Below are 22,868 nucleotides of genomic sequence, written 5' to 3' on the forward strand. Positions count from 1 at the left end.
TGTTCTCGTGCAGTCGCCGATCCCCCGAGCGGCGACAGGGATGACCATCGCGGCACCGGCATGCCCTGGCAAGAAGCGGGCGTCCCGCTGGGACGCTGGGACGCCCGAAACCGCCCGACCTGCTATCTTCTGCCGCTGTGGGACGGACGGGGGTGGTTGGACGGTGCCAGACAACCGTCAACTTGCCGAGCAGCTCCAGGAGTTGAAGGAGCGCAGCGGCCGCAGCTACACCGCCATCGCGAGCCGCACAGGGCTCAGCCGGTCCTCGGTGCACCGGTACTGCCAGGGCCTGACCGTGCCCGGCAGCTTCGGCACCGTCGAGCGGATCGCGCGGGTGTGCGGCGCGGGCCAGGAGGAGCTGAACGGCCTCTATCCGGCCTGGGTGCGCGCGGCGGCACAGGCCGAGGCCGTGGACGCCGGGGCGGCGCAGGGCGAGGATGCGGACGCCGCGGAGGTGCGGGACGGGGCTGTGGACGCCGCGGCGGCGAAGGGCGAGGCCGTGGACGCCGCGGCGGCGGAGGGCGAGGCCGTGGACGCCGCGGCGGCGGAGGGCGAGGCCGTGGACGCCGCGGCGGCGCGGGACGAGGGCGGGCGGGCCGTCGCCCCGGCCGCGGCCGGCACGCCCGCAGTCACCTCGCCCGCCACCGCGCCCAGTACCCCCGAACCCCCGCCCCCCAGAAGCTGGTTGACGCGTTTGCGCCGGCCGTCCCTGGCCGCCCGGCTACGGCCGCATCTGCTCATGATCACGGCCCTGCTCTGCGCCGGTGGCGTCATCGGCTACGCCGCGTTCGGGCCGCTCCTGGATTCCCCCGCCACGGGCGGCGCGGAGTCGGCACGCCAGCAGGTGCGGGGCCCGGAGTGGAGCATGGCGCCCCAGCGCATCGACGGTGAGTTCTTCGGCGTGACGATGAACACCGACACCGGCCAGATGCCCGACTTCAAGGTCAGCGGCATCCGCCTGTGGGACGGCGAGACCCGCTGGGGCCAGATGGAGCCGGAGAAGGGCGAGCTGGACTGGTCGGTGCTCGAACGGATGGTGAAGGGCGCCGAACGGGCCGGTCTGCCCGTCCTGTTCACCTTCGGCGGCACCCCCGGCTGGGCCGCCCCCGACAGCGAACACACCCTCTACGGCGACGACACCCGTACCGCGCCTCCGGACGACCTCGGCGACTGGGACCGCTTCGTCAAGAAGGTCGCCACCCGCTACCGCGACCGGATCGGCGCGTACGAACTCTGGGACAACGTCGGTGCCACCTCGCACTACTCGGGCGATATGCGCACCCTGGCCGCGATGGTGCGCAGGGCCTCGCGCATCATCCGCGGCGCCGACCCCGATGCGGTGGTGGCCTGCCCCTCCTTCGGCAGGCTGTGGGAGCGCCACGGCCAGGACCTGCTCAGGGAGTTCGCCCGCACGGGCGCGTACAAGTACTGCGACGCCGCCGCGCTCAAGCTGCATCCACGGCGGGCCGACGGGCCGCCCGAGGAGATCATCGAACTCGCCGCGAAGGTACGGGACGACGTCCTGTACGTGGAAGGCATCGGCCTGCGCCTGTGGAACACGGGCCCCGGCAAGGACATCGTCACCAGGCCCCAGCTCGGCGCCCGCCGCGCCGAGGACTACGCCGTGCGCTTCTACCTGGCGGGCCTGTTCAGCCGCAAGGCGAAGCTGGACCGGATGTACTTCTACAGCTGGGGCAGCACCGGTGTACCGCTGGTCGTGCAGCCCGTCGGCGGCGCCCCCACGGAGGCGGGCAGACGCATCGGCAGGCTGCAGAGCTGGCTGGCGGACGCCAGGATCACTTCCTGCGGCTTCGGGACCCGCGTCGGGCTGCCCGAGCACGTCTACGAATGCCGGTTCCAGCGCGGCGACGGCGAACCCGGAACGGTGCGTTCCTGGCTGGCCGTCCGCTGGGCCCGGCAGGGCAGGGCGAGCGCCGAGCTCGACGCGAAGGCCCGGCAGCTGCACCGCATGGACGGCGGCAGCGAACGGGTACGGCCGGGCCAGCGGGTGGAGTACGGGGAGTCGCCGGTGCTCGTGGAGTACGGAACGGAGTGAGACGTAGGGTGCGGGCCCATGGCGATATGGACCTCGATCCGGACCACGGCAGGGAGCTGGAGAAAGCCGCGTACCGAGCGCAAGTACCCCGTACCCCTCACCATGCACCAGCTCTGGATGGTGTCCCTGAGCGCGCCCGTGAACCGCGACAAGGACGCCTCGCGGACGACCCTCTACCCGTTCACGCGCATCGACGACGACAAGGCGCGGCGGTGGCTGGCCGAGCAGTGGGAGATCACCTCGCGGGCCGCACTGCTGCCGCGCCTGCGTGAGCTGGCGCACAGCGGCTACCGCGCCCGCGCCCGGCAGCGGTACGGCATCTCGCCGCTCGCCTGGGACACCGCTCTGTACGCCGACATCACGCGCCGTGGCTTCGCGGCCGGTCTCGTCACGGAGACCGAGGCCTGGACCGCGCTCAAGGACATCGTGCCCGCGGTGGCCCGGACGTACGGCTCCTGGCACGCGTACGCAGAGGACTTCCTCCTGGGCCGCAAGGTCTGGACGGAGCTGCTGCGCGGCACCGAGTACGAGGACTTCCCGGCCCCGCAGGCGGCGTCGGACGCCCATCTGCGCCGCCTCCTCGACCCGTCGAACGCCGCCAGCCCGTGGGCCATGGCGCCCTACGAGGCGATCAGCGGCCCGGACCGCCCGCGCTGACGCCGACCCGCTCATCCCCGCCCGCGTACTTCACGGGTGAGTCCCTGGGGCACGGCGCCGTGCGCGAGAATGGCCCCATGAGCCTTTTCCGTGACGATGGGATCGTCCTGCGCACCCAGAAGCTGGGCGAGGCCGACCGCATCATCACGCTGCTCACCCGCGGGCACGGGCGGGTGCGGGCCGTGGCCCGCGGAGTGCGCCGCACCAAGTCCAAGTTCGGCGCCAGGCTCGAACCGTTCTCGCATGTCGACGTGCAGTTCTTCGCGCGCGGCAGCGAACTGATCGGTCGCGGGCTCCCGTTGTGCACACAGAGTGAGACCATCGCCGCATACGGTGGCGGAATCGTGAGTGACTACGCGCGCTACACCGCCGGCACGGCGATGCTGGAGACCGCCGAGCGGTTCACGGACCACGAGGGCGAACCGGCCGTGCAGCAGTATCTGCTCCTGGTCGGCGGGCTTCGGACCCTGGCCCGCGGCGAGCACGCCCCGCACCTCGTCCTGGACGCGTTCCTGCTGCGCTCACTCGCCGTGAACGGCTATGCGCCCAGCTTTGTGAACTGCGCCAAGTGCGGTATGCCGGGCCCCAACCGGTTCTTCTCCGTCGCCGCCGGAGGCGTGGTCTGCGGGGAGTGCCGGGTGCCCGGAAGCGTCGTACCCTCTGCGGAGGCCATCGCCCTGCTCGGGGCCCTGCTCACCGGTGACTGGGCGACGGCCGACGCGTGTGAGGCGCGGCATGTCAGGGAGGGCAGCGGACTCGTGTCGGCGTATCTGCACTGGCACTTGGAGCGCGGACTGCGTTCCCTGCGCTACGTGGAGAAGACCTGAGCCGGGGTGCAGGACCTGGGCCGGGTGCAAGACCTGCGCATGCGGACGACCTGAGCATGCGGAAGACCTGAGAACGACCCCTAGGGAGCGAGTTACCCCATGGCACGACGCGGGATTCTGGGACGGGCACGGCGCGACTACAGGACGCCCGAGCCGCACCCCTCGGGCGCACGGCCGCCCAAGCTCCCCGGCGAGCTGGTCCCGGGCCACGTGGCGGTCGTCATGGACGGCAACGGCCGCTGGGCCAAGGAGCGCGGTCTGCCGCGCACCGAGGGGCACAAGGTCGGCGCCGAACGCGTCCTCGACGTCCTGCAGGGCTCGATCGAGATCGGCGTCAAGGCCATCTCGCTCTACGCCTTCTCCACCGAGAACTGGAAGCGCTCACCGGACGAGGTGCGCTTCCTGATGAACTTCAACCGCGACTTCATCCGCAAGAGCCGCGACCAGCTCGATGAACTCGGCGTCCGGGTGCGCTGGGTGGGCCGGATGCCCAAGCTGTGGAAGTCGGTGGCGAAGGAACTCCAGATCGCCCAGGAGCAGACCAAGGACAACGACCGTCTGACGCTGTACTTCTGCATGAACTACGGCGGCCGGGCCGAGATCGCGGACGCGGCGCAGGCCCTGGCGGAAGATGTCCGCTCGGGCCGCCTCGACCCGTCGAAGGTGAACGAGAAGACCTTCGCGAAGTATCTGTACTACCCGGACATGCCGGACGTCGACCTGTTCCTGCGGCCCAGCGGCGAGCAGCGCACCTCCAACTACCTGCTCTGGCAGAGCGCTTACGCGGAGATGGTGTTCCAGGACGTCCTGTGGCCCGACTTCGACCGTCGTGACCTGTGGCGGGCCTGCCTCGAATACGCCTCCAGGGACCGCCGCTTCGGCGGTGCGATCCCCAACGAGGAACTGGAAGCGATGGAAGGCCGCCCCACCGGCAGCTGACACCCGGTGGCCGGCCGTGCGGGGCGCGCGGCGCCCCGCACGGCGGCTCGGGCTCCAGGCCTTCTCTTTCGCCCGGGCTGATGCCCAGGTGCCTAGGAGGACTTCCCCGCCGCCGCGCACTCCGCGCAGGTGCCGAAGATCTCCACCGTGTGCGCCACGTTCACATAGCCGTGTTCCGCCGCGATGGCCTCGGCCCACTTCTCCACCGCGGGGCCCTCGACTTCGACGGCCTTGCCGCAGACGCGGCACACCAGGTGGTGGTGGTGCTCGCCGGTGGAGCAGCGGCGGTAGACGGATTCGCCGTCGCCGGTCCGCAGCACATCGACCTCGCCGGCGTCGGCGAGGGACTGCAGGGTGCGGTACACGGTGGTCAGACCGACCGAGTCGCCCTTGTGCTTGAGCATGTCGTGGAGCTCCTGGGCGCTGCGGAACTCGTCCACCTCGTCCAGGGCAGCCGCCACGGCTGCGCGCTGCCGGGTCGACCGGCCGCGTACGGGCGCTGTCACTGGTACCTCCTCACGTCTGCTGCCGGGCCATTGTGCCAGGTTGGCCCGGCACGTAAGGCATGCCTTACGTGACCTGGGTCGGCTGTGGCAGGTGTACCGCCTCAGACCTTGACGTCGTCCACCGTCCTGCGGGCCGGCGGCAGGGTGCACTCGGCGGCCTCCGCTGCGGCCGTGCCCCGGGCCCTGCGCCTGGCCAGCGGTGCGGCGAGCAGTGCGAGCACCAGGAAGACGGCGACGGCGAGGAGCACGATCGCGGCACCGGACGGCGCGTCGACGTAGTACGTGGCGGCCGTGCCGGTCAGCGAGACCGTGACCCCGATGGTCATCGCGAGGGCGAGTGTGGTCACGAAGCCGCGGGTGACCCGCTGGGCCGCCGCGACCGGGATCGCCATCATCGCGCTGACCAGGAGCAGGCCGACGATCCGCATCGCGACCGTCACGGTCACGGCGGCGGTGACCGCGATCAGCAGATTGAGCAGCCGCACCGGAAGACCCGTGACCCGCGCGAACTCCTCGTCCTGGCAGACCGCGAAGAGCTGGCGTCGCAGGCCGAGGGTGATGGCGATCACAAAGGCCGCGAGGATGCAGATGGCCGTCACGTCCTCCGGCGAGACCGTGGTGATCGAGCCGAAGAGATAGGTGTTGAAGCTGGCCGTCGAGTTGCCGGGGGAGAGGTTGATGATCATGACGCCGCCGGCCATGCCGCCGTAGAAGAGCATCGCGAGCGCCACATCGCCGCTGGTGCGGCCGCGGGAGCGGACGATCTCCATACCGACGGCGCCGAGGATCGCGACGAGCGTCGCCATCCACACCGGGCTGGTGTTCATGAGGAAGCCGAGCGCCACACCGGTCATGGCGACATGGCCGATACCGTCGCCCATGATCGCCTGACGGCGCTGTACGAGATAGGTGCCGATGGCGGGCGCGGTGATGCCGACCAGGGTCGCCGCGATCAGGGCCCGCTGCATGAAGTCGTAGTTCAGGATCTCCAGCATCAGGTCAGCAGCCCCGTCCGGATCGGCTCGGCGTCGTGCGCCGTGTGCGGGTGTACGTGGTCGTGGCCGGGCAGGGCGTGCTGGCCGACGGCCTGCGGGGGCGGCCCGTCGTGCACGACGCAGCCGTCGCGCAGCACCACGGCGCGGTCGATCAGCGGTTCAAGGGGCCCGAGTTCATGCAGGACGAGCAGGACGGAGACACCCGCCGCGACCTGCTCGCGCAGGGCGCCCGCGAGCACCTCCTGGTTGGCCAGGTCGACCCCGGCCATCGGCTCGTCCATGATCAGCAGCTCGGGTTCGGCGGCCAGGGCGCGGGCGATCAGGACGCGCTGCTGCTGGCCGCCGGAGAGGGCGCCCACGGAGTCCTTGATGCGGTCCTCCATGCCGATGAGGGCCAGGGCGCGGCGTACGGCGGCGCGGTCGCCCTTGCCGGGCAGGCCCAGCTTCGTACGGGCGAGCCGGCCCGAGGAGACGACCTCGCGGACGGTCGCCGGGACACCGGATGCGGCGGTGGTGCGCTGCGGCACGTATCCGATCTTCGACCAGTCCTTGAAGCGCCGCTGCGGGGTGCCGAACAGCTCCAGGGAGCCGCCGCTGAGCGGGACTTGACCGACGACGGCGCGCACGGCGGTGGACTTGCCCGAGCCGTTGGCGCCGAGCAGGGCGACGACCTCACCGCGGCGCACGGTGAGGTCGACGCCGCGCAGCACGGGGCGCGAGCCGAGGGACGCGGTGGCGCCCGTGAGGGATATGACGGGCTTCTGGCCCGCGGAGTCCTTCATCACTGGTGCCTCCCATGCGGATGGTGCTTCCGGCGCTCCCGGCACTTCCGGCGCTTCCGGTGTTACGGATGTCACTTCGCGCCGAGCGCCTTCTTCAGGGCGTCCAGGTTGGAGTGCATGACCTCGATGTAGTCAGTGCCCTTGGACTTGTCCGTGATTCCCTCCAGCGGGTCCAGGACGTCGGTCTTGAGGCCGGTGTCCTGCGCGAGGGTCTTCGCGGTCTTGTCGCTGGCGAGGGTCTCGAAGAAGACGGTGGAGACGTTCTCCTCCTTCGCGACCTCCTGGAGCTGCTTCATGCGCGCGGGGCTCGGCTCGGCCTTGGGGTCGATACCGGAGATGCCCTCCTGGTCGAGGTCGTAGCGCGCGGCGAGGTAGCCGAAGGCGGCGTGCGTGGTGATGAAGGTCTTCGTCTTGGAGTCCTTGAGGGAGTCCGCGAAGTCGGTGTTCAGGCCTTCGAGCCTCTTCACCAGCTCGCCGGTGTTCTTCTTGTAGTCCGCGGCGTGGTCCGGGTCGGCCTTCTCCAGGGCCTTGCCCACGCCCTTGGCGGCCTCGGCGTACTTCACCGGGTCGAGCCAGAAGTGCGGGTCGGTGGCCTCGCCCGCGGCCTCTTCCTCGTGGCCGTGCTCTTCCTCGTGACCGTGCTCGTCACCGTGGCCGTGGTCGTGGCCGTCACCGCTGGACTTGAGGTTCAGATCGGTCAGGGAGGCCGCGTCGACCTTGTTCTTGACGGAGGACTGCTTGACGGCCTCGTCCACGGCGGGCTGCATTCCGCCGAGGTAGAGGATCATGTCGGATTCACCGAGCTCGGCGATCTGCTGGGGCTTGAGCTCCAGGTCGTGCGGCTCGACTCCCGGCTTCGTCAGGGCGTCGACACTGACGTGCTCGCCGCCGATCTGCTCGGCGAGGAACTGCATCGGGTAGAACGACGCCACGACGCCGAGCTTGCCGCCGTCCTTGCCGTCGGAAGCGCTGGAGTTCCCGCAGGCGGACAGGGTGATCAGGCCGAGAGCGGCGGCGCCGGCGGCGGCGGAGGCGGGTATGAGGCGGCGTCGTACGTTCATGACAGTCATTTTCATCAAAGATGGAAACGATTGTCAACAAAGGTCAGGTCGGTACAGAGCGGGATAGCGGCCGGGGAACCGATTTGATCCGGGGGTGGGCGCCGCCGGTAACCTGAAGCATTCGCTGCCGTCCGTCGTAATGAAGAGAGCACCGTGGCCGCCGACAAGATCGACACCATCGTCAGCCTGAGCAAGCGCCGTGGCTTCGTATACCCCTGTAGTGAGATCTACGGCGGTCAGCGTGCCGCCTGGGACTACGGACCGCTGGGCGTCGAGCTCAAGGAGAACCTCAAGCGCCAGTGGTGGCGCTACATGGTCACCTCGCGTGAGGACGTCGTCGGTATCGACTCGTCGGTGATCCTCGCCAGCGAGGTCTGGGTCGCCTCCGGACACGTCGCCACCTTCACCGACCCGCTCACCGAGTGCACCGCCTGCCACAAGCGGTTCCGTGCGGACCACTTGGAGGAGGCGTTCGAGGCCAAGCACAACCGCGCCCCCGAGTCGCTCGCCGAGGTGAACTGCCCCAACTGCGGCAACAAGGGCCAGTTCACCGAGCCCAAGCAGTTCTCCGGCCTGCTCTCCACGCACCTCGGCCCGACCCAGGACAGCGGCTCGGTCGCCTATCTGCGCCCCGAGACCGCGCAGGGCATCTTCACCAACTTCGCCCAGGTCCAGCAGACTTCGCGCCGTAAGCCGCCCTTCGGCATCGCGCAGATGGGCAAGTCCTTCCGGAACGAGATCACTCCGGGCAACTTCATCTTCCGCACCCGTGAGTTCGAGCAGATGGAGATGGAGTTCTTCGTCAAGCCGGGTGAGGACGAGAAGTGGCAGGAATACTGGATGGAGCAGCGCTGGAACTGGTACACCGGCCTCGGTCTGCGCGAGGAGAACATGCGGTGGTTCGAGCACCCGCAGGAGAAGCTCTCCCACTACTCCAAGCGCACCGCGGACATCGAGTACCGCTTCCAGTTCGGCGGCTCCGAGTGGGGTGAGCTGGAAGGCGTCGCCAACCGCACGGACTACGACCTGTCCTCGCACGCCAAGGCCTCCGGCAAGGACCTCTCCTACTTCGACCAGGAGGGCGGCGAGCGCTGGACGCCGTACGTCATCGAGCCCGCGGCCGGTGTCGGCCGCGCGATGCTGGCCTTCATGCTCGACGCGTACGCGGAGGACGAGGCGCCCAACGCCAAGGGCAAGATGGAGAAGCGCGTCGTGATGCGCCTCGACCCGCGGCTCTCCCCGGTCAAGGTCGCGGTCCTGCCGCTGTCCCGCAACCCCGACCTGTCGCCGAAGGCCAAGGGCCTCGCGACGGCCCTGCGCCAGCACTGGAACATCGAGTTCGACGACGCCGGTGCGATCGGCAAGCGCTACCGCCGCCAGGACGAGATCGGTACGCCGTTCTGTGTCACGGTCGACTTCGACACGCTCGAGGACAACGCGGTGACGGTGCGGGAGCGCGACACGATGAAGCAGGAGCGGGTGTCGCTCGACCAGATCGAGGGGTACCTGGCTTCGCGCCTGATCGGCTGCTGAGTTCTTCTTGTCGCGCGGTTCTTCTTACCGCTTACCGCGCGCGCGAAGGCGCCGGCCCGCTGTGCTGCGGGCTCGGCGCCTTCGGTGTCTTCCCGCACCTGCCGACGAGTCCGGGCAGTCACGGCCAATCCATCCGGCGCCCCACGGCGAACAACCCGGGACGGCCCGCAGGGGGCGGGCCGCTCTCATCCTCACGGGGGCATCCATGCACAAGAAGACAGTCGTCGGCGTCGTCACCCTCGCCGTGGCGGCGGGCACCGTCTGCGCCGCCACGGCGATGGCCGGTCCTGAGCGGGCCGACGCCACCATCAAGACAGCAACAGGCAGTGCGGCCGGGGGCGTTGCGGGCGCGGGAGCGAGTGGCGGGGCCGGGGCGGCCGGCGACCGCGCGGCCAAGGCCATCGGCCTCACCGCAGACGGCCGGAGCCTGGTCTCCTTCCGCACCGACCGCCCCGCACGCACCTCCGGCCTCGGTGCGCTGACCGGGCTCAAGGGCGACCAGAAGCTCATCGGCATCGACTACCGCGTACAGAACAACACGTTGTACGGGGTCGGCGACCTCGGCGGCATCTACATCCTGCGCGAACAGGGCGCCCGCGCCACCAAGGTCTCCCAGCTGACCGTCGCGCTCCAGGGCCAGAACTTCGGCGTCGACTTCAACCCGGCCGCCAACCGGCTCCGGGTCATCAGCGACACCGGCCAGAACCTCCGCCACAACCTCGACGACCCGAACGGCGCCCCGGCGGCCGGCACCACCGCCGTCGACGGCACCCTCACCAACCCTCCGGTGCCGCCCGCGCCCGGGGCCACCGCACTCGGCGTGACCGCGGCCGCGTACACCAACAACGACCTCGACGCGGCCACCGGTACCACGCTCTTCGACCTCGACTCGGCCCTCGACCAGATCTCCGTCCAGTCACCCGCCAACAACGGCAGTCTCGCGCCCACCGGCAAGCTCGGCACGGACGCCGCCGCCGACTCGGGCCTCGACATCCTCAGCTCGTCCGCCGACGGCTCCAACACGGCGTTCGCCACCACGCAGAACCGCCTGTTCCGTATCAACTTGCTGACGGGCAAGGCGACTTCGCTCGGCGCCTTCCCTGAGGGCCGTCAAGTCACCGACCTGGCACTGCCGTTGAACCAGGACTGAGGAGGGCGCGGGGCCTGACGGCAACAACCTGGCAACGTAACCCTGTTGATATTGGTCGTGCTGCACACTGGGCGCACGCAGATCAACAGGAGTGCCGCAAGTGCCAGGAGGCACGGATGCCGTCCATGACCACCAGCAAGGTCAGCCGCTGGGACCAGCACGGTCGCGAACACACCGTCCGCGTCACCAAGTCCGGGGTGCAGCGCGCCCTGGCCTGCGAAACCTGCGACTGGCGCCGGAGCGCACAGTTCCTGCCCTGGCTGAAGGCCGAGGAGCACCTGGCCGAGGCCCATCAGGCGACGGTCGACCCGGCGACCCCCTGAGCCGCCGCTCCCGCGGAGTGGCGGCTCAGGGGCGCAGGCCGCGCAGCACCAGGTCGCAGACCTCGGTGAAGTCCTGGTCGATGCCGGGCCTCGACCACTGCCCGGCGTAGTACGGATCGTGGAAGCGGCCGGTGGCGTCGAGGACCGCGCGGGCCCGCCCCGCGATGTCACAGGGCGCGAACTCCCCGGCGCGCACGCCCTCTTCGAGGATCACGGCGAGCTGGCCGACCAGGATGGCGATGTGCTGGTCCACCTGGTCACTGGTCTCGCCGACAAGCACCGAGTACGTGGCGAACAGCTGTGGGTCGTCGCCCGCCTTGTGGCGCTTCGCCTCGAACAGCGCCGCCAGCCAGCCGCGCAGCTTCTCCGGCGCGGGGCCCGTCCCTTCGACGACCCCGGCCAGGGTCTCGGTCGTCCGGCCGAGCCAGCGCTTGATCACCGCTTCCCGCAGCGCGGCCTTCGTACGGAAGTGCCGGTAGACGCTGCCGTGGCTGACGCCGAGCTCGCGGGCCACGTCGACGACGGTCGCCTTCGCGGGGCCATGGCGGCGCAGCACGTCCTCGGTGGCTTCGAGGATGCGCTCGGCGGTCAGGGGTGCGGCGGTGGGTGGCATGGGACCGACGGTACCCGCAGCGGATGCCGGGAACGAGCCACGACTGACAGCTGACGACTGACAGATAACAGATGACAGAAATTGAAATCTGTCAGTACCCGTGTCATGGTGGAAGCACCCCCCTCTCCCAAGGAGCCACCATGCGCACCCGCACCCTCGGCAGCACCGGCCCCCAGGTCTCGGCCCTCGGCCTCGGCTGCATGGGCATGTCCGCGCTGTACGGCGAGGCCGACCGGGCCGAGTCCCTCGCCACCATCCACGCCGCCCTCGACGCCGGTGTCACCCTGCTCGACACCGGCGATTTCTACGGCATGGGCCACAACGAGCTACTGATCAACGAAGCGCTGCGCACCGCCGCCCCCGAGGCCCGCGAACGAGCGCTCACCAGCGTCAAGTTCGGCGCCCTTCGCACCGTCGAAGGCGGCTTCACCGGATACGACGGCCGGCCGAACGCGGTCAAGAACTTCGCCGCGTACTCGCTGCAGCGCCTGGGCACCGACCACATCGACATCTACCGGATCGCGCGCGTCGACCCGGACGTACCGATCGAGGAGACCGTCGGCGCCATCGCCGAACTGGTCGAGGCCGGACACGTACGCCACATCGGTCTCTCCGAGGTCGGCGCGCAGACGCTGCGCCGGGCGGCGGCCGTCGCGCCGATCGCGGATCTGCAGATCGAGTACTCGCTGCTCTCGCGCGGCATCGAGCAGGAGATCCTGCCCACCGCCCGTGAACTCGGCATCGGGATCACCGCGTACGGCGTGCTCTCGCGCGGACTGATCAGCGGCAACTTCAGCCGTGACCGGCAGCTCGCCGCGGGCGACTTCCGTGGGATGAGCCCGCGCTTCCAGGGGGAGAACCTGCAGCGCAACCTCGACCTTGCCGACGCCCTGCGGAAGATCGCCGACGACCGGGGCGTCTCGGTCGCGCAGACCGCCATCGCCTGGGTGCTTTCCCGTGGCGAGGACATCGTGCCGCTGGTCGGCGCCCGCACCCGCGAGCGGCTCACCGAGGCGCTCGGCGCCCTGGACGTCACGTTCGACGAGGCCGGACTCGCGGCGATCGAGCAGGCCGTACCGGCCGGCGCCGCCGCCGGCGAGCGCTACCCGCAGGCGCAGATGGCGCACCTGGACAGCGAGCACTGACGCGCACACGGATATTCAGGTGCGCGGCAGGGCGCGCCTCGGCTACCTTCACCGCATGTACTTCCAGCTTCCGATCTACGAGTGAGAGCGCGCGGGCCCGGCGCCCGCCCCTCCGTGGCAAGACGACACCCCTTTCACCGTGACGGGAGCATCACCCATGGCCAAGAGCCGTAACAACCTCCTCGGCGTCGGCGGACAGCGCAAGAAGCCGCACCGCAACAGCGCACAGGGCGCGGCCGCGGACGGCGCCGCCGACCGCAGGGCCGCCGCCGACCAGAAGCAGGAGCTGCTGCGCAAGATGCGCGAGCGCGCCCTCGGCGGCGAAGGCACCGCGGAGCAGGACAAGGCCGAGCAGGACAAGTAACCCAAGCCCCAAAGGGGCGCGGGGAACTGCGCGACCAGCCACGACGCACCCGCAGGTCTCATGCCGGATCCTGCGAAGTGCTCAGCCGACGAAGGCCCGCAACTCCCTCAGGAAGCTGAGGAGTTGCGGGCCTTTCCGCGTCCGACCGGGTGGCGCCCCCGTGGCGCCCGCGTGGGCTACGCCACGCGCCGCGGCAGCCGCAGACTCAGACCGGCCGTCAGCACGATCGTCCCCAACTGCGCGAGCAGCGTGATCAGCAGGGCGTCCCGCATCCCGAGGCCCGGTGTCAGGGCCAGGAAGAGCGTGCCGAGGGTGGCCACACCGAGGGTGAGCGCGGACTGCTGGGTGGTGACCATGACACCGCCGCCCACTCCGGCCCGGTCCGCGGGGATGTCGGAGAGCACGATCCGCATCAGGACCGGCAGTTGGAACGCCTGGCCGAGTCCGGCGACGGCGATGCCGGGGGCGAGCGCGGCGATCCCGGTGTCCGGCCAGCCCTGCCACACGGCCAGGCCCACCAGGGCGACACCGACGGCCTGGATCACCCCGCCGGCGGTGACCACCCGGCTGCCGTAGCGCCGGATGAGCCGGGGCCCGGCCAGCGAGCCGAAGAAGAACACGACGGCCATCGGCGCGAGGGTGAGCCCGGCGTTCACCGGCCCCATGCGCAGACCCTGCTGCAGGGCGACCGCGATCACGAACATAAAGCCGCCGAAGCCGACCGAGAACGGCACGATCATGCCGAGTCCCCGGCGCAGACTGACCAGTTGGAGCAGGCTCGGCGGGACGAGCGGGGTGCGCCCGGCCCGGTCCGCGCGCCGCTCGACGAGGCAGAAGGCGGCCGCGACGAGGGGGAACGCCGCGAGCGACAGCCAGGTCCACAGCGGCCAGCCCGCCGCCCTGCCCTCCGTGAGCGGGGCGAGGAGGGTGATCAGGGCGAGCGCGAGCAGCAGGGTGCCGGGGATGTCGACCGGCGCGGGCCGCTCGCTGCGGCTCTCCGGCACATGACGCACGGCGAGTACGAGGCCGAGCAGCACGACCGGCACATTGACGAGGAAGATCGACCGCCAGCCGGTGCCGGCCAGGTCGGCGCTGATGAGGACGCCGCCGAGGATCTGCCCGGCGGTCATGGCGAGACCGCCGGTGGCGCCGTACAGACCCATGGCCCGGCCCCGGCGGGCGCCCTGCGTAGCGGCCTGGATGGTGGCGAGCACCTGCGGCAGCATGAGGGCGGCCGTGGCACCCTGTGCCACCCGCGCTCCGACCAGGGTCCAGGCGTCGGGGGCGAGGCCGCAGGCGAGTGAGGTGATGCCGAAGGCGGCCAGGCCGATCAGGAACAGCCGGCGCCGGCCGAGGAGATCGCCGAGCCGTCCGCCGAGGACGAGCAGGACGGCGTACGCGACGCCGTATCCCGCGACGATCAGTTCGAGGACCGCGGGGCTCGCGGCCAGGTCATGGCCGATGGTGGGCAGCGCGACATTGACGATAAAGAAGTCGATCATCGGCAGGGCCGCGCCGAGCAGCACGGTGAAGAGGCCGAGCGGACCGAGCACGGGGCCGTGGTCGGTACGGGGCACTGAGCCGTGGCCGTCCGGTGGCACGGGCACAGGGGACAGGTCGGTGGACGCGGAGGTGGTGCGTACGGTCGTTTCACTCACGGCAACGACGATCCCGGACTCCGCAGCCTGGTACCAGAGTGTCTTTATCCTGGTACAAGCACTACCTGGAAACCGCCTGAGCGGTTCGGCACGCTGGGAGCATGACGACGATGGTGCAGGAGTCGCGGGCGACGGCAGTGGACGCGGGCGTACGCGCACAGGGCCGCGGGGACGACGGTGACGTACGCCGCCACGAGCTGGCGGCATTTCTGCGCAGCCGCCGTGAGCGCATCACGCCCGAGCAGGTCGGTCTGCCGCGCGGCCGCCGCAGGCGCACCCCGGGTCTGCGCCGCGAGGAGGTCGCGCATCTCTCCGCGGTGGGGGTCACCTGGTACACATGGCTCGAGCAGGCCCGCCCCATCCAGGTCTCGCCGCAGGTGCTCGACGCCCTGGCCGGGGCGCTGCAGCTGGACGCCGGTGAACGCACCCATCTGTTCGCGCTCGCGGGCACCGCGGATCCCGCGCCGGGCACGCAGTGCCCGACGGTGACGCCGGCGCTGCGGCAGATGGTCGAGCAGCTGGAGCCGCTGCCCGCCTGTGTGCAGAACAGCAGGTACGACATCCTCGCGTACAACCGCACCTACGGCCGCCTCATGTGCGACCTGGACGAGCTGCCGCCGCAGGACCGCAACTGCCTGTGGCTGTCGTTCACCAACGAGGAGTGGCGGGCGTCCCTGGGCAACCTGGACGAGACGATCCGCCTCATGGCCGGGAAGTTCAGGGCCGCGATGGCGCAGCATCTCGCCGAGCCCGCCTGGAAGACGCTCCTGCACCGGCTGCAGTCGGCGTCCCCGGAGTTCTGCGAGATCTGGGAGCGGCACGAGGTGGTGAGCGCGGGCGACAAGACGAAGCGGTTCGTCAACTCCCGTGTCGGGCGGCTGAATCTGGTGCACACCAACCTGTGGCTCGGCCCGTCCTCGGGGCCGCGCCTTGTGACGTACGCACCGGTGGACGACGAGTCGCGGGCGGGCCTCGAGAAGCTTCAGGCGCTGGCGCTCGCCGAGGGCTGACCCTCGGTGTGCTCAAGGCGTTCGGCGGTCCGCAGGGCCGTGCCACGCGCCCAACTGCCGCTGGTGAGCGCCCCGATGACGAGGACGCAGAGCCCGCACCCGGCGATGATCCACCAGGCCGGCCTGCTCGCGGACACGAAGTCCGCCGTGCCGGCCGCGGACGAGGTCGCCGAGGCCATCCCGGAGGCGAGCACCGCGCCGATCACGGCGACGCCCAGGGTGCCGCCGATCTGCCGGCTGGTGGAGGCCACCGCGGCGGCGACGCCGGCCTGGGTGCGCGGCATGCCGGCGACCGCGGTATTGGTGATCGGGGCGTTGACGAAGCCGAAGCCGAGGCCGAACAGGACATAGCCGAGCACCAGCGTGCTGTTCGCGGTCTCCGCCTCGAAGGCCGCGAAGAGCACCCCGCTCGCCGTCATCGCGGCGCCCGCCACGAGCAGCGGTATCCGCGGACCGCGGCTGCCGACCAGACGCCCGGACAGCGGTGCGCACAGGAAGGTCAGGGCCGCCATCGGCAGCATCCACAGGCCCGCGTGCAGGGCGTCGAGGCCGCGGACGTCCTGCAGATAGAGGGTCGACAGGAACAGGAACCCGGAGAGCGAGGCGAAGGCGCACACCGCGATCACGGTGGCCCCGCTGAACGGCGCGCTGCGGAAGAACCGCAGATCGATCAGGGGCTGCGCACGCCGTGGCTCATGGACGAGAAGCCCGATGAGCGCGAGCACGGTGAGACCCGCGAAGACGAGGGTCTCCGGCGAGGTCCACCCCGCCGCGGGCGCCTCGATGATGGCGTAGGTGAGCGATCCGAGCAGCACCATGATCAGCACCTGCCCGACGGGGTCGGGGCGGCGCGGCTCGGGGGCGCGGGACTCGGGGACGTACCGGATGGTCAGGGCCAGCGCCAGGAGGCCGACGGGCAGATTGACCCAGAAGATCGAGCGCCAGCCGACCGAGTCCACGAGCAGTCCGCCGATCAGCGGCCCCGCGGCCATGGAGATGCCGACGACACCGCCCCAGACGCCGATCGCACGGGCGCGCTCGCGCGGCTCGGTGAAGGTGTTGGTGATGATCGACATCGCGACGGGATTGAGCATCGAGCCGCCCACGGCCTGCAGCATCCGGAAGGCCACGAGGGATTCCAGGTTGGGCGCGACGGAGCAGAGCAGCGAGCCGAGCGTGAAGAGCACGAGCCCGGCCTTGAAGACCTTCCGGCGCCCGATCCGGTCGGCCGTGGAGCCGGCCAGCATCAGCAGCGAGGCGAGGACCAGGGTGTACGCGTCGATCGTCCACTGCATGCCCGCCACATCGGCGTTCAGCTCTTTGCGCATGGACGGCAGGGCGACGTTGAGGACGGTGTTGTCGAGACTGACGATCAGCAGGCTCATGCAGCAGATCGCCAGGACGAGCATCCGTCGGCGGTGAGTGAGCTCGGGCATGGCATCAATAGTACGGCTAACTAACGACCAAGTGCCCCGTCGGGTCGGACGGCCAAGTGTCCCGCCGAGCCGGACGGCCAAGTGCCCCGCCGGACCGGCAGTCCCCGCTCTGCGGCCGATACGCGACAATAGGGGGATGACCACGCTCGCCCAGGGCCCCGCCGAGGCCCCCGCAGGCCCCGTCGAGGCCCCCGCCGCTCTCGCCATCGGACCGCACGTCGTGCAGCCGCCGGTGGTGCTCGCGCCCATGGCCGGCATCACCAATGCGCCGTTCCGCACCCTGTGCCGTGAGTTCAGCGGCGGCAAGGGGCTGTTCGTGAGCGAGATGATCACGACGCGGGCGCTGGTCGAGCGCAACGAGAAGACCATGCAGCTGATCCACTTCGACGAGACCGAGAAGCCTCGCTCGATCCAGCTGTACGGCGTCGACCCGGCCACCGTCGGCAAGGCCGTCCGCATGATCGCGGAGGAGGGCCTGGCCGACCACATCGACCTGAACTTCGGCTGCCCCGTGCCGAAGGTGACGCGCAAGGGCGGCGGCTCGGCGCTCCCGTACAAGCGGAATCTGCTGCGCGCGATCCTCAGGGAAGCCGTCAGCGGTGCGGGCCAGCTGCCGGTCACGATGAAGATGCGCAAGGGCATCGACGACGACCACATCACGTTCCTGGACGCGGGCCGGATCGCGGTGGAGGAGGGCGTCACGGCGATAGCCCTGCACGGCCGCACCGCCGCCCAGCACTACGGCGGCACGGCCGACTGGGACGCCATCGCCCGCCTCAAGGAGCACGTCCCGGAGATCCCGGTGCTCGGCAACGGCGACATCTGGTCGGCCGACGACGCCCTGCGCATGGTCCGCGAGACCGGCTGCGACGGCGTGGTCGTGGGCCGCGGCTGCCTCGGCCGCCCCTGGCTCTTCGCCGACCTCGTGGCCGCCTTCGAGGGCCGCACCGACCGGGCCCGCCCCACCCTCGGCACGGTCGCCGACGCCATGGTCAGGCACGCCACCCTGCTCGGCGAGTGGATCGGCGACGAGGCGCGGGGCGTGATCGACTTCCGTAAGCACGTGGCCTGGTACCTGAAGGGCTTCGCGGTCGGCTCGGAGATGCGCAAGCGCCTGGCGATCACCTCGTCCCTGGCCGAACTGCGCGCCGGGCTCGACGAGTTGGACCTCGGCCAGGCATGGCCCACGGGCGCGGACGGCCCCCGCGGCCGCACCTCGGGCAACAACCGGGTGGTGCTGCCGGACGGCTGGCTGAAGGACCCGTACGACTGCGCGGGCATCGGCGAGGAAGCGGAACTGGACACGTCCGGGGGCTGAGCGGCACCGGCGCCCCAGGGCCCCCTGCGATCCCGGACGGGGTCGCAGGGGGCCCTTTTTTGCGGAAACCCCCATATGACAGGCCCGTTACCGCGTCTCGTCCGGCGTCCGGATCGTGAAATCGGCCGCCCACGAACGGCGTGATTCTCGCCACCCTTGATAGGGGTCACGCTCAGATGAGCGGATCTTGAGCGTCTGCACTTTTCCAACACTGGCACTCAGTGCCATCCATTCTGCGTTCAAGAACTGAACACAGATGCCAGAAGGTGTGCTCAAGTGAGCGGGAATTTGGGATCTACGGGCGTAGTCGCCTTCGCGCCCTGAACGGTAACCGTCCGACTCCTCTACGCGCCGGTCACTTTTGATCTGGTGGCGGACGGGTGGTTACAGCCGTATGACGGCTAAGTGGACGTACCCAGGTGCCTTCGATCTGGGTATGTTCCTGGCCGTCAGGGCAGCCGCACCGAGGAGTCAGGCCCGTGTCGGATCACGTAGATCGCCAGAAGTTCGTTTACGACTTCACCGAGGGCAACAGGGACCTCAAGGACCTGCTCGGGGGGAAGGGCGCCAATCTGGCCGAGATGACCAACCTCGGCCTGCCCGTGCCGCCCGGCTTCACGATCACCACCGAAGCCTGCAAGGAGTACCTGGCCAGCGGCGAGGAGCCGGCCGCTCTGCGCGACGAGGTGGGCGGTCATCTGGAGGCCCTCGAGCAGAAGATGGGCAAGAAGCTCGGCCAGGCCGACGACCCGCTGCTCGTCTCGGTGCGCTCGGGCGCCAAGTTCTCGATGCCCGGGATGATGGACACCGTCCTCAACATCGGGCTCTCCGACAAGTCGGTGCAGGGCCTCGCCAAGCAGGCCGGCGACGACCGCTTCGCGTGGGACTCGTACCGCCGCCTCATCCAGATGTTCGGCAAGACCGTCCTCGGCGTCGACGGGGAGCTCTTCGAGGACGCCCTGGAGAAGGCCAAGGACGCCAAGAAGGTCACGGTCGACACCGACCTGGAGGCGGCCGACCTCAAGAAGCTCGTCACCAAGTTCAAGAAGATCGTCAAGACCGAGGCCGGGCGGGACTTCCCGCAGGACCCGCGCGAGCAGATGGATCTCGCGGTCAAGGCGGTCTTCGAGTCCTGGAACGGCGAGCGCGCCAAGCTCTACCGCCGCCAGGAGCGCATCCCCGGCGACCTCGGCACGGCCGTCAACGTCTGCTCGATGGTCTTCGGCAACCTCGGCCCCGACTCGGGTACGGGTGTGGCGTTCACGCGTGACCCGGCCTCGGGCCACCAGGGCGTGTACGGCGACTACCTGCAGAACGCGCAGGGCGAGGACGTCGTCGCCGGTATCCGCAACACGGTGCCGCTCGCCGAGCTGGAGCAGATCGACAAGAAGTCGTACGACCAGCTCATGCAGATCATGGAGACCCTTGAGACGCACTACAAGGATCTCTGCGACATCGAATTCACCATCGAGCGCGGGCAGTTGTGGATGCTGCAGACCCGCGTGGGCAAGCGGACCGCGGCCGCGGCCTTCCGGATCGCCACCCAGCTCGTCGACCAGGGTCTGATCGACGAGACCGAGGCGCTGCAGCGGGTCAACGGCGCGCAGCTCGCGCAGCTGATGTTCCCGCGCTTCGACGAGGACACCAAGGTCGAGAAGCTGGCGCGCGGTATCGCTGCCTCGCCGGGTGCCGCCGTCGGCAAGGCCGTCTTCGACTCGTACACCGCCATCAAGTGGTCGCGCTCGGGCGAGAAGGTCATCCTGGTCCGCCGTGAGACCAACCCCGACGACCTCGACGGCATGATCGCGGCCGAGGGCATTCTGACCTCGCGCGGCGGCAAGACCTCGCACGCCGCCGTCGTCGCCCGCGGCATGGGCAAGACCTGTGTCTGCGGCGCCGAGGAGCTGGAGGTCGACACCAAGCGGCGCCGGCTCACGGTCAACGGCACCGTCATCGAAGAGGGCGACGTCATCTCCATCGACGGCTCCACCGGCAAGGTCTACGCCGGTGAGGTGCCCGTCGTGCCCTCGCCCGTGGTCGAGTACTTCGAGGGCCGGATGCACGCGGGCGCCGACGAGGCGGACGAGCTGGTCGCCGCCGTGCACCGCATCATGTCGTTCGCCGACGGCAAGCGGCGGCTGCGGGTGCGCGCCAACGCCGACAACGCCGAGGACGCGCTGCGCGCGCGGCGGTTCGGGGCGCAGGGCATCGGCCTGTGCCGCACCGAGCACATGTTCCTCGGCGAGCGCCGCGAGATGGTCGAGAAGCTGATCCTCGCCGACACCGAGAACGAGCGCGAGGACGCCCTCAAGCAGCTGCTGCCGCTGCAGAAGCGGGACTTCGTGGAGCTCTTCGAGGCGATGGACGGGCTGCCGGTGACGGTGCGCCTGCTCGACCCGCCGCTGCACGAGTTCCTGCCCGACATCACCGAGCTGTCGGTACGGGTCGCGCTCGCCGAGTCCCGCAAGGACGCCAACGAGAACGACCTGCGCCTGCTCCAGGCCGTGCACCGGCTGCACGAGCAGAACCCGATGCTGGGCCTGCGCGGTGTGCGCCTCGGGCTCGTCATTCCGGGTCTGTTCACCATGCAGGTGCGGGCCATCGCCGAGGCGGCCGCCGCCCGCAAGAACGCCAAGGGCGACCCGCGCGCCGAGATCATGATCCCGCTCGTCGGCACCGTCCAGGAACTGGAGATCGTCCGTGACGAGGCCGAGCAGGTCATCGCGGAGGTGCAGGAGCAGACCGGTGTCGAGCTGAAGCTGGCGCTCGGCACCATGATCGAGCTGCCCCGGGCCGCGCTCACCGCGGGCCAGATCGCCGAGGCCGCCGAGTTCTTCTCCTTCGGCACCAACGACCTCACGCAGACCGTGTGGGGCTTCTCCCGGGACGACGTGGAGGCGAGCTTCTTCACGGCCTACCTGGAGAAGGGCATCTTCGGGGTCTCGCCGTTCGAGACCATCGACAAGGACGGCGTCGGCTCGCTCGTACGCAACGCGGTGCAGGCGGGCCGTGCGACCCGGCCCGACCTGAAGCTCGGTGTCTGCGGTGAGCACGGCGGCGACCCGGAGTCGGTGCACTTCTTCCACGAGGTCGGCCTGGACTACGTGTCCTGCTCGCCGTTCCGGATTCCGGTGGCGCGCCTGGAGGCGGGCCGTGCGGCCGCCGAGTCCAAGGGCAGCGACAGCCGCTGACCGTCTGAGATCCCGGAGCCGCGGCCGGTCACCCGACCCTCACCGACCGCGGTCGTGGCTCCGGTGCACGAAGGAGGGGGCGCCCTTGTGCGGGGGCGCCCCCTCCTTGCTTGCCGCCTATGAGCGGAACGGGCCCGTCACCTCGTAGGTGATGCCGCCCGACGAGCTGCCGCTCGTACCGCGCTGGCTGGAGAAGTAGAGGCGCTTGCCGTCGGGCGAGAAGGCAGGGCCGGTGATCTCCGAGCCCGACTGGCCGCCGATCCGCAGGAACGGGGCGACGATGTCGTCCGGCGTGATCAGGCAGATCTCCATGTTCCCGCCGTCCTCGGCGATGAACAGATCGCCGGACGCGCTGCCCGTGACGTTGTCCACCCCGGTCAGGGGCGCCCCGCTCACCAGTGAGTCGTCGTAGGCGAGTTCGATGGTCTGGGCGGCCGCGTTGTACTGCCAGACGCGGTTGTCGCCCTTGGTGGTGAACCAGCAGGTGTCGTCCGCGTAGTGGCAGCCCTCGCCGCCGGTGAAGCGCTTGGCGCCGGAGACCTGGTTGCGGGTGGCGGTGGACGCGCCGCTCGGGTCGGGGACGGTGGCCCAGGTCACCGGGCCGCTGGTGCCCGAGCCCATCTTCAGGACCTCCAGCCTGCCCGCCGACAGATTGCCCCAAGTGGTGGGCGTGAAGCGGTAGAAGCAGCCGTCGGAGACGTCCTCGGTGAGGTAGACCGTCTTGCGGACCGGGTCGGCGGCCGCGGCCTCGTGCTTGAAGCGGCCCATGGCGTCACGGCGCACGGCCGCCTTCACGCCCCACGGGTCGGTCTCGTAGACGTAGCCGCGGTCCACCTCCTCGCAGGACAGCCAGGTGTTCCAGGGGGTCTTGCCGCCCGCGCAGTTGGTGCGCGTGTTGGACAGGATGCGGTACGCGCCGGTGATGGCGCCGGTCGCGGAGAACTTCACGGCGCCCGCGCCGCCGCCGGGGCTGATCTCCGAGTTGGAGACATAGATCCAGCCGCTGCCGTCGGCGTAACAGGCGCCGCCGTCCGGGGCGTTGTGCCAGGTGTAGTCCGTGCCGGTCACCTTCTGGCCGGAGCGGGCGATGACTTTGCTGCTGAAGCCGGCGGGCAGTCGAATGCCGTTGCCGTCGGCGGAACCGAGTGCTCCGTAGGGACCTGCGCCGGGCTTGGCCGGGTCCGCGAAGGCGGCGCCGCGCCACAGTGTGCCGCCGAGTGCGGCCGCCGAGCCGCCGATGACCGCTCCGCGCAGGAAGGTTCTACGTTCCACTGTCACTCCAGGTGGGGGTGAAGTCCGCCCCG

20 protein-coding genes are annotated in these 22,868 nt (G+C 70.3%); 12 read left to right on the forward strand and 8 right to left on the reverse strand.

From position 1 onward, the window contains the following. The first annotated feature begins 163 nt into the window (after positions 1–163). From ACFQVC_RS15610 to ACFQVC_RS15625, 4 genes are all read left to right on the forward strand, one after another. Positions 164–2,056, forward strand: coding sequence for a helix-turn-helix domain-containing protein (locus ACFQVC_RS15610; protein WP_381830984.1), 1,893 nt, complete (start codon positions 164–166; stop codon positions 2,054–2,056). Between the two features lie 18 nt (positions 2,057–2,074). Beyond that, positions 2,075–2,713: a DUF1266 domain-containing protein gene (locus ACFQVC_RS15615; RefSeq protein WP_381830985.1), complete on the forward strand. Its 639-nt coding sequence runs from the start codon at positions 2,075–2,077 to the stop codon at positions 2,711–2,713. Between the two features lie 77 nt (positions 2,714–2,790). Beyond that, the gene (gene recO / locus ACFQVC_RS15620; RefSeq protein WP_381830986.1) at positions 2,791–3,540 is read left to right on the forward strand and encodes a DNA repair protein RecO; all 750 of its coding nucleotides are present in this window, start codon (positions 2,791–2,793) and stop codon (positions 3,538–3,540) included. Between the two features lie 99 nt (positions 3,541–3,639). Beyond that, on the forward strand, positions 3,640–4,479 hold the full coding sequence (locus ACFQVC_RS15625) for an isoprenyl transferase (protein ID WP_381830987.1): 840 nt from the start codon (positions 3,640–3,642) through the stop codon (positions 4,477–4,479). 92 nt (positions 4,480–4,571) lie between these two features. Here the strand turns inward: ACFQVC_RS15625 and ACFQVC_RS15630 are convergent, their stop codons facing one another. The 4 genes from ACFQVC_RS15630 to ACFQVC_RS15645 form a co-directional block, all read right to left on the reverse strand. Next, positions 4,572–4,985, reverse strand: a complete 414-nt coding sequence (locus ACFQVC_RS15630; protein WP_381830988.1) for a Fur family transcriptional regulator — start codon at positions 4,983–4,985, stop codon at positions 4,572–4,574. 101 nt (positions 4,986–5,086) lie between these two features. Then, complete coding sequence (locus ACFQVC_RS15635) at positions 5,087–5,977, reverse strand: metal ABC transporter permease (RefSeq protein ID WP_381831070.1); 891 nt, start codon at positions 5,975–5,977, stop codon at positions 5,087–5,089. Between the two features lie 2 nt (positions 5,978–5,979). After that, positions 5,980–6,762, reverse strand: coding sequence for a metal ABC transporter ATP-binding protein (locus ACFQVC_RS15640; RefSeq protein ID WP_381831071.1), 783 nt, complete (start codon positions 6,760–6,762; stop codon positions 5,980–5,982). A gap of 71 nt (positions 6,763–6,833) precedes the next feature. Further along, complete coding sequence (locus ACFQVC_RS15645) at positions 6,834–7,823, reverse strand: metal ABC transporter substrate-binding protein (protein WP_381830989.1); 990 nt, start codon at positions 7,821–7,823, stop codon at positions 6,834–6,836. A gap of 153 nt (positions 7,824–7,976) precedes the next feature. Here ACFQVC_RS15645 and ACFQVC_RS15650 point away from each other — a divergent pair, with 153 nt between their 5' ends. From ACFQVC_RS15650 to ACFQVC_RS15660, 3 genes are all read left to right on the forward strand, one after another. Continuing rightward, positions 7,977–9,356 (forward strand): glycine--tRNA ligase, encoded by a 1,380-nt coding sequence (locus ACFQVC_RS15650; protein ID WP_381830990.1) that lies wholly within the window; start codon positions 7,977–7,979, stop codon positions 9,354–9,356. A 277-nt stretch (positions 9,357–9,633) separates the two neighbouring features. Continuing rightward, on the forward strand, positions 9,634–10,506 hold the full coding sequence (locus tag ACFQVC_RS15655; RefSeq protein ID WP_381831072.1) for a DUF4394 domain-containing protein: 873 nt from the start codon (positions 9,634–9,636) through the stop codon (positions 10,504–10,506). 116 nt (positions 10,507–10,622) lie between these two features. After that, positions 10,623–10,829 (forward strand): hypothetical protein, encoded by a 207-nt coding sequence (locus ACFQVC_RS15660; RefSeq protein WP_381830991.1) that lies wholly within the window; start codon positions 10,623–10,625, stop codon positions 10,827–10,829. Positions 10,830–10,854: 25 nt separating this feature from the next. On the opposite strand, the gene ACFQVC_RS15665 is transcribed toward ACFQVC_RS15660, so the two are convergent. Then, complete coding sequence (locus ACFQVC_RS15665; RefSeq protein WP_381830992.1) at positions 10,855–11,442, reverse strand: TetR family transcriptional regulator; 588 nt, start codon at positions 11,440–11,442, stop codon at positions 10,855–10,857. 140 nt (positions 11,443–11,582) lie between these two features. Here ACFQVC_RS15665 and ACFQVC_RS15670 point away from each other — a divergent pair, with 140 nt between their 5' ends. Both ACFQVC_RS15670 and ACFQVC_RS15675 read left to right on the forward strand, forming a co-directional pair. After that, positions 11,583–12,587, forward strand: a complete 1,005-nt coding sequence (locus ACFQVC_RS15670) for an aldo/keto reductase (RefSeq protein ID WP_381830993.1) — start codon at positions 11,583–11,585, stop codon at positions 12,585–12,587. Between the two features lie 157 nt (positions 12,588–12,744). After that, the gene (locus ACFQVC_RS15675) at positions 12,745–12,951 is read left to right on the forward strand and encodes a DUF6243 family protein (RefSeq protein WP_381830994.1); all 207 of its coding nucleotides are present in this window, start codon (positions 12,745–12,747) and stop codon (positions 12,949–12,951) included. A gap of 176 nt (positions 12,952–13,127) precedes the next feature. On the opposite strand, the gene ACFQVC_RS15680 is transcribed toward ACFQVC_RS15675, so the two are convergent. Then, positions 13,128–14,558 carry an MFS transporter gene (locus ACFQVC_RS15680; protein WP_381831073.1) on the reverse strand — a complete coding sequence of 477 codons (1,431 nt, stop codon included), beginning with the start codon at positions 14,556–14,558 and terminating at the stop codon, positions 13,128–13,130. Positions 14,559–14,710: 152 nt separating this feature from the next. Here ACFQVC_RS15680 and ACFQVC_RS15685 point away from each other — a divergent pair, with 152 nt between their 5' ends. Then, the gene (locus ACFQVC_RS15685; RefSeq protein WP_381830995.1) at positions 14,711–15,619 is read left to right on the forward strand and encodes a helix-turn-helix transcriptional regulator; all 909 of its coding nucleotides are present in this window, start codon (positions 14,711–14,713) and stop codon (positions 15,617–15,619) included. Here ACFQVC_RS15685 and ACFQVC_RS15690 read toward each other — a convergent pair. After that, positions 15,592–17,055 carry an MFS transporter gene (locus ACFQVC_RS15690; RefSeq protein WP_381830996.1) on the reverse strand — a complete coding sequence of 488 codons (1,464 nt, stop codon included), beginning with the start codon at positions 17,053–17,055 and terminating at the stop codon, positions 15,592–15,594. The two genes, ACFQVC_RS15685 and ACFQVC_RS15690, sit on opposite strands and share 28 nt — an antisense overlap. Positions 17,056–17,191: 136 nt before the next feature. Between ACFQVC_RS15690 and dusB the strand changes: the two genes are divergently transcribed. Both dusB and ppdK read left to right on the forward strand, forming a co-directional pair. Then, on the forward strand, positions 17,192–18,373 hold the full coding sequence (dusB, locus tag ACFQVC_RS15695) for a tRNA dihydrouridine synthase DusB (RefSeq protein ID WP_381830997.1): 1,182 nt from the start codon (positions 17,192–17,194) through the stop codon (positions 18,371–18,373). A 479-nt stretch (positions 18,374–18,852) separates the two neighbouring features. Then, positions 18,853–21,564 carry a pyruvate, phosphate dikinase gene (gene ppdK, locus ACFQVC_RS15700; RefSeq protein WP_381830998.1) on the forward strand — a complete coding sequence of 904 codons (2,712 nt, stop codon included), beginning with the start codon at positions 18,853–18,855 and terminating at the stop codon, positions 21,562–21,564. Between the two features lie 117 nt (positions 21,565–21,681). Here the strand turns inward: ppdK and ACFQVC_RS15705 are convergent, their stop codons facing one another. Then, positions 21,682–22,836 carry an alkaline phosphatase PhoX gene (locus ACFQVC_RS15705; RefSeq protein ID WP_381830999.1) on the reverse strand — a complete coding sequence of 385 codons (1,155 nt, stop codon included), beginning with the start codon at positions 22,834–22,836 and terminating at the stop codon, positions 21,682–21,684. Positions 22,837–22,868: the final 32 nt, after the last annotated feature.

Origin of the sequence: Streptomyces monticola (genome assembly GCF_042665355.1) — a bacterium.
Lineage (GTDB): Bacteria > Actinomycetota > Actinomycetes > Streptomycetales > Streptomycetaceae > Streptomyces > Streptomyces monticola.